Annotated in this window: 15 protein-coding genes; 11 read left to right on the top strand and 4 right to left on the bottom strand. The window is 49.9% G+C overall.

The window, feature by feature from the left end; translation table 11 throughout:
- Positions 1–69 precede the first annotated feature (69 nt).
- The 4 genes from AC0THY_RS04575 to AC0THY_RS04560 all read right to left on the bottom strand — a co-directional run bounded on the left by AC0THY_RS04575 (position 70) and on the right by AC0THY_RS04560 (position 4540).
- On the bottom strand, positions 70–552 hold the full coding sequence (locus AC0THY_RS04575) for a CarD family transcriptional regulator (RefSeq protein WP_489993278.1): 483 nt from the start codon (positions 550–552) through the stop codon (positions 70–72).
- 196 nt (positions 553–748) lie between these two features.
- Positions 749–952 (bottom strand): cold-shock protein, encoded by a 204-nt coding sequence (locus AC0THY_RS04570; protein WP_489993277.1) that lies wholly within the window; start codon positions 950–952, stop codon positions 749–751.
- Positions 953–1359: 407 nt separating this feature from the next.
- Positions 1360–3663, bottom strand: coding sequence for a leucine-rich repeat domain-containing protein (locus tag AC0THY_RS04565; RefSeq protein ID WP_489993276.1), 2304 nt, complete (start codon positions 3661–3663; stop codon positions 1360–1362).
- Positions 3664–3967: 304 nt separating this feature from the next.
- Complete coding sequence (locus tag AC0THY_RS04560) at positions 3968–4540, bottom strand: DUF6434 domain-containing protein (RefSeq protein WP_489993275.1); 573 nt, start codon at positions 4538–4540, stop codon at positions 3968–3970.
- 368 nt (positions 4541–4908) lie between these two features.
- Here AC0THY_RS04560 and AC0THY_RS04555 point away from each other — a divergent pair, with 368 nt between their 5' ends.
- The 11 genes from AC0THY_RS04555 to AC0THY_RS04505 all read left to right on the top strand — a co-directional run bounded on the left by AC0THY_RS04555 (position 4909) and on the right by AC0THY_RS04505 (position 15072).
- Positions 4909–5271, top strand: coding sequence for a hypothetical protein (locus AC0THY_RS04555; protein ID WP_489993274.1), 363 nt, complete (start codon positions 4909–4911; stop codon positions 5269–5271).
- 247 nt (positions 5272–5518) lie between these two features.
- Positions 5519–6490, top strand: a complete 972-nt coding sequence (locus AC0THY_RS04550; protein ID WP_489993273.1) for a DUF3991 and toprim domain-containing protein — start codon at positions 5519–5521, stop codon at positions 6488–6490.
- Positions 6487–6843, top strand: coding sequence for a DUF7768 domain-containing protein (locus AC0THY_RS04545; RefSeq protein ID WP_489993272.1), 357 nt, complete (start codon positions 6487–6489; stop codon positions 6841–6843). Before AC0THY_RS04550 ends, AC0THY_RS04545 begins: the two co-directional genes overlap by 4 nt.
- A complete protein-coding gene (locus AC0THY_RS04540) occupies positions 6837–7913 on the top strand; it encodes a DNA cytosine methyltransferase (protein WP_489993271.1) in 1077 nt (358 codons plus the stop codon). Before AC0THY_RS04545 ends, AC0THY_RS04540 begins: the two co-directional genes overlap by 7 nt.
- Entirely contained in the window at positions 7906–8634 is a 729-nt protein-coding gene (locus tag AC0THY_RS04535) for an antirestriction protein ArdA (RefSeq protein WP_489993270.1), read from the top strand. The genes AC0THY_RS04540 and AC0THY_RS04535 overlap by 8 nt, the downstream gene beginning before the upstream one ends.
- 40 nt (positions 8635–8674) lie before the next feature.
- Positions 8675–9142, top strand: a complete 468-nt coding sequence (locus AC0THY_RS04530) for a PcfB family protein (RefSeq protein WP_489993269.1) — start codon at positions 8675–8677, stop codon at positions 9140–9142.
- A complete protein-coding gene (locus tag AC0THY_RS04525; protein WP_489993268.1) occupies positions 9139–10929 on the top strand; it encodes a VirD4-like conjugal transfer protein, CD1115 family in 1791 nt (596 codons plus the stop codon). Before AC0THY_RS04530 ends, AC0THY_RS04525 begins: the two co-directional genes overlap by 4 nt.
- A gap of 139 nt (positions 10930–11068) precedes the next feature.
- Positions 11069–11284, top strand: coding sequence for a Maff2 family mobile element protein (locus AC0THY_RS04520; protein ID WP_489993267.1), 216 nt, complete (start codon positions 11069–11071; stop codon positions 11282–11284).
- A 16-nt stretch (positions 11285–11300) separates the two neighbouring features.
- Positions 11301–12170, top strand: a complete 870-nt coding sequence (locus AC0THY_RS04515; RefSeq protein WP_489993266.1) for a VirB6/TrbL-like conjugal transfer protein, CD1112 family — start codon at positions 11301–11303, stop codon at positions 12168–12170.
- Positions 12171–12221: 51 nt separating this feature from the next.
- Positions 12222–12689 (top strand): PrgI family protein, encoded by a 468-nt coding sequence (locus AC0THY_RS04510; protein WP_489993265.1) that lies wholly within the window; start codon positions 12222–12224, stop codon positions 12687–12689.
- Positions 12690–12696: 7 nt separating this feature from the next.
- Positions 12697–15072: a VirB4-like conjugal transfer ATPase, CD1110 family gene (locus AC0THY_RS04505; RefSeq protein WP_489994144.1), complete on the top strand. Its 2376-nt coding sequence runs from the start codon at positions 12697–12699 to the stop codon at positions 15070–15072.
- The last annotated feature ends 10 nt before the right edge of the window (positions 15073–15082 follow it).

Genomic DNA, 15082 nt, shown 5'->3' with positions numbered 1-15082 from the left:
GCCTCAGGAAATGTTACTGTTCACTTTGTGACTAGCAACATCTTCCTGAGACTTCTTTATCGTTTCTGTTTACAGAGACATAAATGTTTTGGGGCGGGCTTCAATCTCCTCATATTTTACATCCATTATCATGGCAACCTCCGAGAAGACCAACTTCTGCGCCACCTTTAAGAGCTGTACATCCCTGGGATTCAGCTTATTGTGCAGTTTTCTCGTACTCAGGCAGTCCCACGAGCTCAAAACCTCCTTAAAGTTCATGGAAGTAATAAGCTTCGTCAGAGACTGGTTTCTCTGTTTCGGATTGTCGACCCATTCCATGGGGCTTTCCTTAATCTCCTCCTGAGCGGTTTTCAGATCATTCGGTTTGATTGTATGCCTTATATTCTTTTGCTTATCCGCATCCGCAGATACATAGATTGATGTCTTTAAGTCTGTAAGAGGCTCCAGCAGATAGTATTGTTTCGATTCGTGTTCAACATTCATGTCAACCAACCCTTTTATCGTACAGGCACCTTCCTGCCGATGTATAACCTTATCCCCGATATTAAACATATTATGCCTCCATTTCATTCTGTTGCAATCCACGCTCGGTAATTTAACAGAGTACGACCACATCTTTCGATGCGTTGATTGACTTCATGTCAGTGGGGGATACCGATTTTTCTCCGCCCGCCATTGCCATTAGTCTTGTTAAAAATTAAAGAAGGTTATATGCCAAAACATACAACCTTCCAGGAACATCTCTAAATTAAGCTCTGCAAACGTTGACTGCCTGAAGGCCGCGCTGGCCATTCTGAAGATCAAATGTTACTGCCTCGCCGTCATCCAGTGATTTGAAGCCGTCTCCGGCAATCCCTGAAAAATGTACAAACACCTCAGTGTTATCATCATCACATGTGATAAATCCAAATCCCTTTGTTCCATTAAACCATTTTACTGTACCTGTCTTCATTCTCAGATACCTCCTAAATATAATATTTTGTTCGTATAAAATAAAAAAATCACATACTTTTGTAAATCACTAAAATAATGACTTACAAAAATATGCGAAATCAATACCTTAACTAAACAAGATTTATCATAACATAGATTTTCTGTTAATGCAAGTGTTATTTTTATTTTTTACCAGCATTCACAATCTGAGCAGTAAATGCTCGGACCTGAGTGAACAGTAACACCACTCTCTTTATGTTGCTGCCCGCTTCGTGACCAGTAGGATGCATAAATCCATCAAAACCGCCTATGGCGATGGGATTTATGCACTCCTGAATCACTTTCTCACGTTCTATGCAGGCGTTTGTATAAATTAACGCTCGGTAATTTCACAGAATACATTGTTTTGTTGTTTCATGTCTCCACTTATTTGCACTTCACCTTCGCTGGTCTGCTCCAAGGGCCATAACATTTTTTACCGTCTATTGTCTTATATGAGCGGATACGAAAATAGTATCGCTTCTTTCTTTTGAGCTTTGAGATCTTTTTAGAAACGATCGTTTTCTTTTTCACGTGTATATTTTGCTTACCTTTTGTGAACCTTGAATTCCCGGCATATTGGATCTGGTATCCGTCCGCCTGTGAATCCCTTTTCCAAATGATCTTGACTGTCTTTGACTTTGGTGTTGTCAGTTTTGATATAGAAGCCTTTTTCGGAACAATCTTGAATGTCTTGGTAACTGTGCCACTGTAATCTTTGATTCCTTTTATCTTTACGGTTGCCTTGCCTGCCTTTTTGTTATTTGCATAAGTAACCGTATAATTTATTCCCTTTTTCAATGTTTTATTTACAAGTTTCACCTTCACAGGAGGCTTTTGAGCCTTTCCATTGTATACGTAACTCGTCTTTATGCCGCTTATCTTAGCTTCCGTTATACTTTTTCCAGCTTTCGTATCACGGAGAACCGAATAACGGATACCGTTTTCCTTGGCATATTTCATTGCATAAGAATTTTCCGGTGTATAAATCGTTGCCTCTACCACATGGCTGTTATCGTATGTCCAATAATAACCAGTCCACAAAAAATCTTCGCCTATGCTTGTTACGCTGGAAGGTATCGTAATTTTGGATAACGAATCACAGCCATAAAAAGCTTTTTTTCCAATACTCTTTACTCCTGATTTTAACTCTACCTCCGTAAGATTGTTAAAATATTCAAACGCACTTTCAGGTACACTGGTGATTCCTTCCTCGATTACAATTTTTTTCACTTTTTCTTTTATTGGTTTCCAGGCATTATCGCTTGAGGAATATGAAAATCCTCCCGAAACCGACGATACCGGATATCTGAAATGCGTTTCTGTATCAACAGACATTGCACCTTTTCCAGATATGGTAAGCACACCTTTATTTAGCCCCCATGCGGCATTCGCACCTGCCACACGATATATTTTCTTACTGAACTCACCGGTTTCCGAGTCGATTGAATAAAAATTCACCATATTGGCGTTTGACGCATAATATACGATTTTTGAACCTTTCACAATAGGCTGACAGTCAGATATAGGCGCCGCTGCAGTAAACTCCCTGCTTATTTTATTTCCCCTTCCATCAATAAAGAGGTAGTGTAGAAGACTGGATGACAGGCCGTCCTCCGTGCTTGCTGTCTGGCTTATCCCATACTCCTCCCATGAAACCATGAAACGGTTGTCATTTACCCTGGTAATCTTTGTCCCTAAAAAACACTTCCCGCTCCCACTGTAATTTGTAAGCCATTTTACTGTCGTGGCACTCTCCGAAAAGTCTGACATTGGAGTAACGGTAAGATAAAGATTGTGTTCTGTATCTTCTGAAACACTGTCGTACTTTGACTGATCAATGGAGGTACCAAGACAAAGTACCTGATCGGAAGATAACGCAATTCCGTCCACGCTTGCGTAACAGGAAATTGCCCACGCTGAAGAGCGGGAACCACCGTATTCCAGAACAGCCAGAGAAGTTTCTTCTAAATTCTCAGCATTATACCTGGAGAGTTTCGTATATCTTGAACCCTCGCTCTGCTCTAATACATACAAATTTGTATCTTTGCAGGCTATATACTGGGCAAAAGAATGCCAAAGGTCACTGGCTACGATGCTGCCGGTCATAGAAGCCTGGTCCACCGCTATCATTAAAAATCCCTGATGCCCCTGATTATATGCAGGATCAACATATCCTTCATGACCTGTAACAATATAGAGAGTACCGTTGTATTCAGCCATTTCCACACATCCATAGTCAAACGGATAACGTACTTCACCGCCGAAAAGATTAGGATTGCCAGTAATTTTTGCTGTACCTATCTTGTTCCAGCTGGTATCATACTTAATTACACGTATAACCTCAGCCTGATCACTCTCACCGGTATTAGCCTGTCCCTCTACTAAATAGTAGGCATCAGAACCAGCGTAAAACCCGCCCCAGATGCTCAACTCCATATCAAGGGATTTTTTGCTTTTTATATTGAAATTATCGTCATAATATTCAATACAAATTTTCTTCCCATTATAAAAAACTCTCATATAACCGTTGTTTGTTGCTGCAAGTTCTGAGGTGCTTCTCAATCCTATATTCAGATTATCCGAAGCTGTGGGTACATGATTGTCAGCAGCGTTTACCGTATATCCCGTCAATAAGACGAAACAGCATATCATAAACAGAGCTGCCAGTTTACTTTTTATAGTTTTCATTATCTTTTCTCTCTCCTTTTATTTTTTCCATCAGAATAAAGAATGTCAACTGCTCCGTGCATGCTGCCTGTCCAATGGTTATACATCTGTGCATGCAAGCACACTCATCCTTATTACTGCTGTCCGTTACTTTTTTAGTTACATTATATCGCGAACATATCCTATATTTATTTTATAAGACTGCCGTTTCATAATTCTCTATGCAGACTTAAATATCGAAAACCGGAGTCCCTTCAAAAAGAGGCATCATCCCAAGTCCAATAACGCTTTACGCGAACCGGGAAATACCAAACACAAAGCATAGTTATTCTATAGCCGCAAGGTCTGCCCTTTCATAACGGTTATGCCCTGGCAATTGCTTTTTGTATTTCCAGCATTGAATCGCCTGTTCCATTGATTTCCCTCGGTTATCTGCAAAAAAATCACGAATATATGTATTGTACTCAAACTGTTTGTCAATTTTCGTTTTACCTTTTTTCTTATCTTCAAGAATCTGATCATAAGCTGCAATTGCTTCTCTGTATGTTTTCCCGCTATTACTCTTCAGCCAGTTCTGAAACGCCACATTAAAAGAAAAACCCTTTCCAATATGCTTCTTAAAAAAAGCCCTGTGCTTTTCTGAACAGATAAAATCAGGTTCAATTTTTGTATTTTCCTCGATATCAGAGATTACGGCTGCCTTTTTCTTTGTTTTTGGAACAGGCAATACTTTTCCAGTATCAAGAAAATAGGCAATTCTGTCTGCAATTTCTATTTTCCCTCCTGAGACTGGCAGCGCATTCTTCCTGCAAAAATCCATTAATTCCTCTTTTAAATAATAATAATCACGAAATGTATTACTGTCTAAATTTCTATTCAATATAGGTCTTTCCGTCATGCTATCCCCCCCTCTCTGGCAGTAGCTTCGCTGCATGACCTTTTACAATATTTTTTCTTATTCAAAGCCTGTACTTTTATGATTAAATCATTACTAAAAATGGGCTTATGCTTAACAATACGATAAAAATAACTGCCATCCATTTCCCAATATCGGCAAATAAGTGTTCTTTATTTTTTATTGCCTGATACCGGAATAACCCGGCAAAAGGCGGCGGGACTTCTCATAAAAAAGCCCCGCAAACCCTCATGAAATGGGCGTTTTCTCAAAATCCCACAATATCGTGTCAAGGCTCCTAATAACGTGTTTTTGTAAGGTTGGGCACCATTTGGGCACCACGGGCAACACGAAAAAGGAGGCAAACAGACATGCAAGAATTGATTGATAAGGGGGTATTGCGCCCGTCCGGGGAAATCGTCAAGGACAAGATCAACCTGATTTCCGGGGCGCATACCCCGCCGTTTGTGGAAATGCTCTGGACGGTCACGAACGGCGACACGGACACGACCGACCGAGTATACACCCTCCTGTCCGGCCTGTATGCGGACGGACGGGAAACTGAAATGCTGGAAGTGCTGCGGACGCTGTACGGCGTGCTGGGCCTGCCGTTCCCGGAAGATGTGGAACTGCTGGCCGGACACCCGGAAGCGCGGGGGTACTTCCTTTTTTCATTCCTGCTGGACTATGACGACGCCATAGAGGACTACAAGGCCGAGCAGGACGGCGCATAAAACCGATAGTTTCATTATAGGGGGAAGTGCGCCCATTTGCAAGCAGACGGGGAAAGTTTGTGTTTTCTCCCCCTGCACCCCCTCTTTCTACCAGCTGGTAAAGAGCTTACCTGCTGGAAAAAGGTTAATTAAATACGCTGTACTTATGGGACGACCGATAAAAAGGCCGTCCTTTTTTTGTGCCTATCAACGGCTGGACAGGAGCGCCCCGCTTCTTTCTTCCAGCCGGTAAAAGGAGGTTTTACCTATGCCCGGAGTGACAAGGGAACAGATAGACCGGGCGAAACAGTGGGATTTGCTTTCATATCTGCAAGCCTACGAACCGGGAGAGCTGACAAAGAAGCGGCCCACGGACAAGGAATACCGGACAAAGACCCATGACAGCCTTGTTATCAGTAACGGAAGATGGAACTGGACGACGCGGGGCTTTGGCGGTAAGACGGCGCTTGATTATCTAATCAAGGTGCAGGGCATGGAGTTTGTGGACGCCGTGCGGACATTGTGCGGAGAAAGCGCCCCCGTTCTTTCCCAGCCGGTAACAAGGCCCCCGGAACAGCCGAGGGCCTTTGTACTGCCGGAAGCGAACCGCTGCGCCACCGCCGCCGTGTCGTACTTGCAGCGCCGGGGGATTGATTCGGAAATCATCAGCCGGTGCATGAAAGCCGGTATCTTCTACGAAAGCAGGAACTATCACAACTGCGTGTTTGTGGGCAGGGACAGGGCCGGAAAAGCCCGGTTTGCCTGTATGCGCGGAACGATGGGCGACTTTAAGGCCGACGCGCCGGGAAGCGATAAGCGGTTTAACTTCTGCCTCCCGTCCGCTGACCCGTCAAGCGTCCTGCTGACCGTGTTTGAAAGCCCCATTGACGCCCTATCGCTGGCAACGCTGCGGAAAGTGAAGCGCACGGCATGGGATAAATGCAATTACCTGTCGTTGGGCGGTACGGCTCCGCTGGCGCTGCTGCAATTCCTGAAAGACCACCCGGAGATAAAGCAGGTGTATTTGTGTCTGGATAACGACAAGGCCGGTCTGGACGGAATGGCCCGGATTGAGGCGGCCATAAAGGACGACAAGGAGCTGCAAGGCCGCCCCCTGAATGTGGAGCGCAAGCCGCCCCCTGTGGAGCATGGCAAGGACTACAACGAACTGCTGCGGGCAAAGCTGGCCGGACGGACGGCCCCGGCCCGTGGCCCCAAGGAAAGGAGTTTTGAACGATGAAACGACCATTAGCATATATCAGCGCCGCATGGAGCGGCACGGAAACCGAGATCACCGAGACGGCCCGTTCTTACTGCCGGGCCGTGTATGAGGCGGGCTTCTCCCCCATCTGCCCGCGCCTGTATCTTCCCCTATACATTGACGACGCAATCCCCCGCGAGCACAAGGACGGCGTGGATATGGCCCGCGATATGCTGCGGCGCTCCCATGTCCTGATTGTCTGCGGCGGCGTGGTGGACGAGGGCGTGAAAAACGAGATCGCCACCGCCCAGCGCCTTAACATCACGGCGACAACGCTTGCCGGGATTCTGACCGTCAAAGGACAGGGGGAAAAGGAGGACGGCGCTTGCTGACGCTGGGAAGTCTGTTCGATGGGATAGGCGTGTTCCCGCTGGCGGCCACCCGTTACGGCATTACCCCGCTTTGGGCAAGCGAAATAGAGAAAGCGCCTATTTCCATCACGAAACGCCATTTTCCCGGCATGGCGCACTTAGGCGACATTACCAAGCTGGACGGCGGCGGTGTGCCTCCCGTCCATATCATAACCTTTGGCTCGCCCTGCCAGAACCTTTCCCAAGCCGGGAACCGGGAGGGGCTGGCGGGTATCAAGTCGGGCCTGTTCTTTCAGGCTATGCGGCTGATTACAGAAATGAGGGAGGCGACTAATGGCATATATCCAACTTTCGCTGTTTGGGAAAACGTCATGGGAGCGTTTTCTTCAAATGACCGGCTGGACTTTAGAGCCGTGCTGGAATCTTTCACAAACGCCGAAATTCCAATGCCTCCTACGGGAACATGGGCAAACGCCGGAATGGTTAGAGGGGGTACGCCTGACCTGTGCTGGCGGCTTGTGGACGCCCAGTATTGGGGAGAACCCCCAATCCCCCAGCGGAGGAAGCGTATCTTCATCGTGGCGGATTTTAGAGGCGAGCGCGCCGGAGAAGTATTATTTAAGCCCCGCCGTCTGCTCCCGAATATTGAGGCTTGCGGAAATTACGGGCTGCCCGCCGCCCCCGGAAATCGAATATCTCCTGAAAAAACAGGGCGGGCGCTACCAGTCGTCCACCCCTTTCAGGACAGACGTATGCGGGGGCAGGCAAGGCAGCACGACAAAACCGGCTTCATCGGGAGCTTTGGAAAACCAACTGACCCTTTTCAAACTTTACTCGCTGGAACCGTGAATATGTTTTCCCTGTGGTTTGGGGAGGACTACGAAAACGGCCTGATACGCTACCTGACCCCGACGGAATGTGAGCGGCTTATGGGGCTGCCGGAGGGCTGGACGGCTTACGGCTATGATGGAAAGGAAATAGGAACCGCCGCAAGGTGCAAGGCGTTAGGGAACGCGATTGTCCTGCCCTGTGTGGAATATATCATGTCCGGCATTGCGGACGTACTGAAAGGAGTGGATTTACATGAGTGAGAAAAAGCCGCTGGAAGTCCTGATAATCAACAGTAAACAGGACGACCGGCAGGAATGGCTTCCGCTGCCCACCGACGCCGACAAGGTGCGGGTGCTGTTTGACCGGCTGGGGATTGAACCCCTTTCCCGTTCCCAAGGCCCCAAAGCCGACTACTATGTTTCGATGGCTGAAAACCTGCCTTTCCCGGAGTTGGACGCCGTGATCGGCAAGCCGAACACCATTGACGGCCTGAACTGGCTGGCGTCCCGTCTTGAAGCGCTGGACGAAACGGAGCTTGCTACCGTCCGGGCAGCTGTGGCTGCGGGCAACTACTACCGCATACAAGACGTGATCGCCCTGACCTATAACACCGAGTTTTACGTTCTTGTGCAGAACGTCCACAATGAGGCTGATTTGGGCCGGTACTACTTAAACGATTCGGGCATGGTGCAAATGCCGGAGGAATGGAAAGCCGGAATAGACCCCGCCCGGTTCGGGGCGCACATCAAGGAGCAGGAACAGGGCTGCTTTATCCCGCAAGGCTACCTTGTGGAATCCGGCGACAAATGGAACGAAGTTGACCGGGCGCATATCCCGGAGGAATACAAGGCCGAGTTTGGCAGGCCCGGTAAGGCCAAGCAATCCGTCCGGGACACTTTGAAACAGACCGGAAAGCCGGAAAAGGACGCGCCCGGCAAGGTCAAGCATGACCACCCGAAAACTCACGGCCCGGAGCTGTAACCATTTACTTTTTCCAGCCTGTAAGAAAGGGGGCTGAATTATGCAGGAGGAAGTCAACGACAAAACGGCGCAGGTGGCCGTGAAAGTAACCAAGCTGACCGGGCGGGCGCTGCAAGCGGCGCTGAAAAAGCTGCTTGCTGTGTGGAAAAACCATCAAGACCCGCAAAAGGTTCATAAAGGCAAACAAACGGTGAAGCAGCTGGCCGCCCAAGGAAAAGGCATGTCGAGTATCAACGTGGAGAAAAGCGGGATTCGCTCTTTTAGCCGCGTGGCCCGCAAGTATGGTGTGGATTTCGCGCCAAAAAAAGCGGGCGACGGCAAGTATTACGTCTTTTTCAAGGGCAAGGACGCGGACGCCCTGACCGCCGCCTTTACCGAGTACACCCAAAAGCGGGTACGGCAGAAAAGCCGTCCGTCCGTTCTGGCCCAACTCGCCAAGTTCAAGGAGCTATCCAAGGGAACAATCAGCAAGGAAAAACATCTGGATAAGGGGGAACGGGCGCTATGAACGACAAAGTGAAAAAGTATGTCCTGCCCAATCTTCCCTATCTCTTTATCTTTTGGATAGCGGATAAAATCGGGCAGGCGTTCCGGCTCTCAACCGGGGATAATATCGGGAAACAGGTTATGGACGCCATAAACGGCCTTGCGCTGCTGGGACGTGACCCGCTGCCCAGCCTCCACCCCCGCGACCTGCTGGCCGGAATAGCCGGGGCCGCCGCGATCTGGCTGGTGGTGTACTTCAAGAAGAAAAACGCGAAGAAGTGGCGCAAAAATATTGAATACGGTTCGGCCCGATGGGGCAGCCCGGACGATATAAAGCCGTTTGTAGACCCCAAGCCGGAAAACAACGTGATTTTGACACAAACAGAGTTTTTGACGATGAACAGCCGCCCCAAGAATCCGGCCACGGCCCGGAATAAAAATTGCCTGATTGTGGGCGGTTCCGGTTCCGGCAAAACCCGGTTCTGGCTAAAACCCAACCTGTTACAGCTTCATTCCAGCTATTGCGTTGTAGACCCAAAAGGAAGCGTATTAGTTGAATGTGGAAACGCCCTGAAACGGGGCAAATATAAGATACGGGTATTTAACACCATCAATTTCAGCAAGAGCTTCCACTATAACCCGTTCGCCTACATTCATTCGGAAAAGGATATTTTGAAGCTGGTAAACGTCTTAATCGCCAACACCAAGGGCGACCAGAAAGGCGGGGACGCCTTTTGGGAAAAGGCCGAAACGCTGCTGTACTGTGCGTTAATCGGGTATATCCACTATGAGGCCCCGGAGGACGAGCAGAACATGAATACCCTTGTGGAGCTAATCAACGCTATGGACGTGCGGGAGGACGACGAGGACTATAAAAACCCCGTCGATCTCATGTTTGAGGCATTGGAGGCCGTGGAGCCGCAACACTTCGCCGTGCGCCAATACAAAAAGTACAAATTAGCGGCGGGCAAGACCGCCAAAAGCATACTTATTAGCTGCGGCGCAAGGTTAGCCCCGTTCGATATTGCGGAGGTTCGGGAGATTATGTCCTATGACGAGCTGGGGCTTGACACGCTGGGCGACGAGAAAACGGCGCTGTTCTTCATCATCAGCGACACGGATTCGACCTTTAACTTTTTAATCGCTATGGCCTTTACCCAGCTTTTTAACCTGCTGTGCGAAAAGGCCGACGATGTATACGGCGGGCGGCTGCCGGTTCATGTGCGCTGCCTGTGGGACGAGGCGGCCAACACGGGGCAGGTTCCCCAGCTGGAAAAACTTTGCGCCGTCATTCGTTCCCGTGAAATCAGCATGTGCCTGTTTTTGCAGGCCCAATCGCAATTAAAGGCGCTTTACAAGGACAACGCCGAAACCATCATCGGAAACATGGATTCGGTGATCTTCTTAGGGGGCCGGGAGAAAACGACGCTCAAAGATTTAACGGAAGTGCTGGGCAAGGAAAGTATTGACACCTATACCACCAGCGACACCAGAGGGACGCAACGGAGCTACGGAACCAACTATCAAAAGCTGGGCCGTGAGCTTATGACGATGGACGAACTGGCGACGATGGACGGGAGCAAGTGCATTTTGCAGCTTCGAGGCGTCCGGCCTTTCTTTTCCAGCAAGTACGATCTGACGAAACACCCCAATTACAAATATACCGCCGACGCGGACAAGAAACTTGCCTTTGATATTGAGGCGCTTCTAAATAGTAAACTGAAAATCAAGCCGGGGGACGTGTTCGACGTATACGAGATTGACGACGACACCGAACCGCCCGGCGACAAGCCCGGCCCCGCCGTTTAAGGAATGAAACCGAAACGGCGGGGCCTTTTTGCGTTTCAAGGGCGATTGTTACCGTCCAGCACGGGGCCGCAAGGCTCCGTTTTATATATCAACCATCAATCAATATGTAAGCCGCAAAGCGGCAGAAAGTGAGGACTATATGGAATTTTTCGGTGAAGCTATCAACACTCTGTCTATCCTTGTTACGGCGCTGGGCGCTGGCCTCGGCGTGTGGGGAATCGTCAATCTTTTGGAGGGGTACGGTTCCGACAACCCCGGAGCCAAGAGCCAGGGCATGAAACAACTCATGGCCGGTGGCGGTGTGGTGCTGATTGGCCTGAATCTGGTTCCCCTGTTGTCCGGGCTGTTCGGTTAATCGCGGGTAAAAGCCTATGCAAACAATCATCGACCAGATCGAACAATGGATAAAAGACTTTCTTATCGGCTGCATTACCGGGAATCTCGGAAACATGTTCGATGAAGTCAATACAAAGGTCGGTGAGATTGCAAACGACGTGGGGCAAACGCCGTCGGGCTGGAACGGCGGCGTTTTCTCTATGGTTCAGAATATCTCGGAAACCGTGATTATTCCCATAGCCGGAATGATACTGACCTTTGTATGCTGCTACGAACTGATACAAATGATTATCGAAAAAAACAACATGCACGATGTAGACACGTTTATGTTCTTCAAGTGGATATTCAAAACCGCCGTTGCTGTTTATATCGTGACAAACACCTTTACTATCGTAATGGCCGTGTTCGACGTGGCCCAGCACGTCATACAATCCAGCGCGGGCGTCATATCGGGGAACGCCAACATTGACATATCAAGCGTGACGGCAGACCTTGAAACGACGCTGCAAGCAATGGAAATCCCGGAGCTGTTCGGGCTGCTGATTGAAAGCATGTTGATTGGCCTTACCATGAAAGCCCTGTCCCTGTGCATTTTCATCATCACTTATGGCCGTATGCTGGAAATCTACCTTGCGACCTCTTTAGGCCCTATCCCGCTGGCGACAATGGCTAACCGGGACTGGGGGCAGATGGGCCAAAACTACCTGAAAAGCCTGTTTGCGCTGGGCTTCCAAGGCTTTCTAATCATGGTGTGCGTGGGCATTTACGCGGTGCTGGTGCAGACTATCAGCACGGGGCAGGACATTCACGCCGCGATCTGGGGCTGCGCCGGGTATACGCTGCTGTTATGCTTCGCCCTGTTCAAAACGGGCGGCCTTGCAAAATCCATCTTTAGCGCCCATTAGGGCCGTCCGTAATGGGCGGCCCTTTTCCTTTGGGCAGAAAGGAGCTGAAACATGCCTTATGTACCTGTTCCCAAAGACCTTAGCCGGGTAAAAAACAAAGTGGCCTTTAATCTGACGAAAAGGCAACTGGTTTGTTTTACACTGGCCGGGGCCGTGGGAATCCCCTTTTATCTTTCCAGCCGGTCGGCAATCGGGACGAACGTTGCGGCCCTGTGCATGATTGGCCTCATGCTCCCATTCTTCGCATTGGGTATGTATGAGAAAGACGGGCAGCCGCTTGAAAAAATCGTGTTCCACTACGTCCGCGCCCGGTTCCTGTGGCCGGGCGTCCGTCCGTTCAAAACCAACAACCTGTATGCCGCTTTGGAACGGCAGGCACAACTTGACAAGGAGGTGCGAAAACTTGAAACTGCTGGAAAAGCTGTGCGGCCTGTACAGACCGCAAAAAAAGCCGGGCAAGGCAGGGGCGGCCAAAAACACGGCCCCGCCGAAAAAGCCGCTGAAAATCGCCGGGCCTGACGCCAAAATGACCGCCGCCGAAAAGCGGCGTGTCAAGCGGGCAATCCAGAAAGCCCAGCGTGACGGCAAAATCCCAAGGGACGCCGTTCAGACAATCCCCTACCGGGAAATGTACCCGGACGGCCTGCTGCGCGTCAATGACAAGCTCTATACAAAAACGCTGCGCTTTTCAGATATTAACTATGAGCTGGCCCAGCCGGAGGATAAGGAACAGACCTTTGACGGCCTGTGCGACTTCTACAACGTGCTGGATAGCTCCATGTGGGCACAAATGAGCTTTATCAACCTGCGGGCAAATCTGATTGACTATCAGAAATCGGTCACTGTGCCGGAAACCGGGGACGCATACGACGACGTGCGCCGGGAGCTGGCCGGGATTCTGCGAACCCAGCTTGCCAAGGGCAACAACGGCCTGATTAAGCGCAAGTATTTTACATTCGGGATTGAAGCCGACAACGAGCTAACCGCCCGGCCCCGTGTGGAGCGTATGGAGGCCGACCTGCGGAACCACTTAAAAAACATGGGCGTCCGTTCGGAACCGCTTTCCGGCTATGACCGGCTGGAAGTGCTGCACGGCATTTTCCACCCGGACGGCAGGGAAAAGCTGCGGTTTAACTGGAACGCCATTGTAAATACGGGCCTTACGACAAAGCCCTTTATCGCGCCCAGCTCCTTTGACTTCCGGGGCGGGCGCACGTTTAAGATCGGCGGCATGTGGGGCGCGGCCTCTTTTCTGCAAATCGGGGCCTCCCAGCTCAACGACCGCGTTTTGTCCGACTTCCTCAATCTGGACTGTTCCCTGATCGTCAATATCCATATTAAGGCGGTCAACCAACAGGAGGCAATCAAGACCATCAAGCGCAAGCTGACGGACATTGAAAAAACAAAGATCGAGGAACAGAAAAAGGCTGTGCGATCTGGCTACGATATGGACGTGTTACCGCCCGACCTTATCACCTACGCCGGGGAAGCGCAAACCCTCTTAAACAGCCTGCAAAGCCGGGACGAGCGCATGTTTTTAGCAACCGTCCTGATTTTGAACCTTGCCCCGACGCGGGGGCAGCTGGAAAACGATATTTTCCAAGCGGCAAGCGTGGCGCAAAAACATAACTGCACCCTGAAACGTCTGGACTGGCAACAGGAACAGGGGCTAATGAGTAGCATCCCGCTGGGCCTGAATCAGATTGAGATACAGCGGGGCCTTACCACAAGCAGCCTTGCAATCTTTGTCCCCTTTACCACCGAAGAATTGTTTATGAGCGGCGAGGCGCTTTATTACGGAATCAACGCCCTGTCAAGCAACCTGATTATGGCCGATAGAAAACGCCTCAAAAACCCAAACGGGCTTTTCTTAGGAGTGCCGGGCAGCGGCAAGTCATTCAGCGCCAAGCGTGAAATCGCCAATGCGTTCCTGACGACCAAGGACGACATCATCATAACAGACCCGGAGGCCGAGTACGCGCCCCTTGTAAACCGGCTGGGCGGGCAGGTGGTTCAGCTCTCCCCCGTGTCAAGCCAATATGTGAACCCGATGGATATAAACCCCGATTACAGCGACGAGGAAAACCCGCTGACCCTGAAAAGCGACTTTATCCTGTCCCTGTGTGAGCTGATTGTGGCAAGCAAAGACGGCTTGCAGCCTGTGGAAAAGACCATCATTGACCGCTGCACCCGTCTTGTTTACCGGGACTACCTGCAAGACCCGCGCCCGGAGAACATGCCCGTGCTGGGCGACCTGTACGAGCTTCTTTTGAAGCAGGAGGAAACGGAGGCGAAACGGCTTGCGACGGCTCTTGAAATCTATGTCACCGGCTCCCTGAACGTCTTTAACCACCGGACAAATGTTGACCTGACAAACCGCCTTGTCTGCTATGACATTAAGCAGCTGGGCAAGGGGCTAAAGAAAATCGCCATGCTGATTCTGCAAGATCAGGTATGGAACCGTGTCACGGTCAACCGGGCCGCCCATAAAACAACATGGTTCTACTGTGACGAATTTCATTTGCTCCTGAAAGACGAGCAGACGGCGGCCTATTCCGTGGAAATCTGGAAGCGTTTTCGTAAGTGGGGCGGCATACCCAGCGCCCTAACCCAAAACGTAAAAGACCTTTTGGCAAGCCGGGAAATCGAGAATATCTTTGAAAATTCCGACTTCATTTATATGCTTTCCCAAGCTGCGGGCGACCGGCAAATACTCGCTAAACAGCTGGGAATTTCCCCGACCCAGCTTTCCTATGTGACCCATAGTAACGCCGGGGAGGGCTTGCTATTCTATGGCAACACGATTATCCCCTTTGTCGATCACTTCCCCAAGGACACCGAGCTTTACCGCATTATGACGACCAAGCCGGAGGAACAGGCCGGGACAGAGGGCAACGAGTAAAGGAGGTTTT

Source organism: Ruminococcus sp. 8Y-12 (genome assembly GCF_058119865.1).
This window is presented reverse-complemented; position numbering and strand designations above follow the sequence as displayed.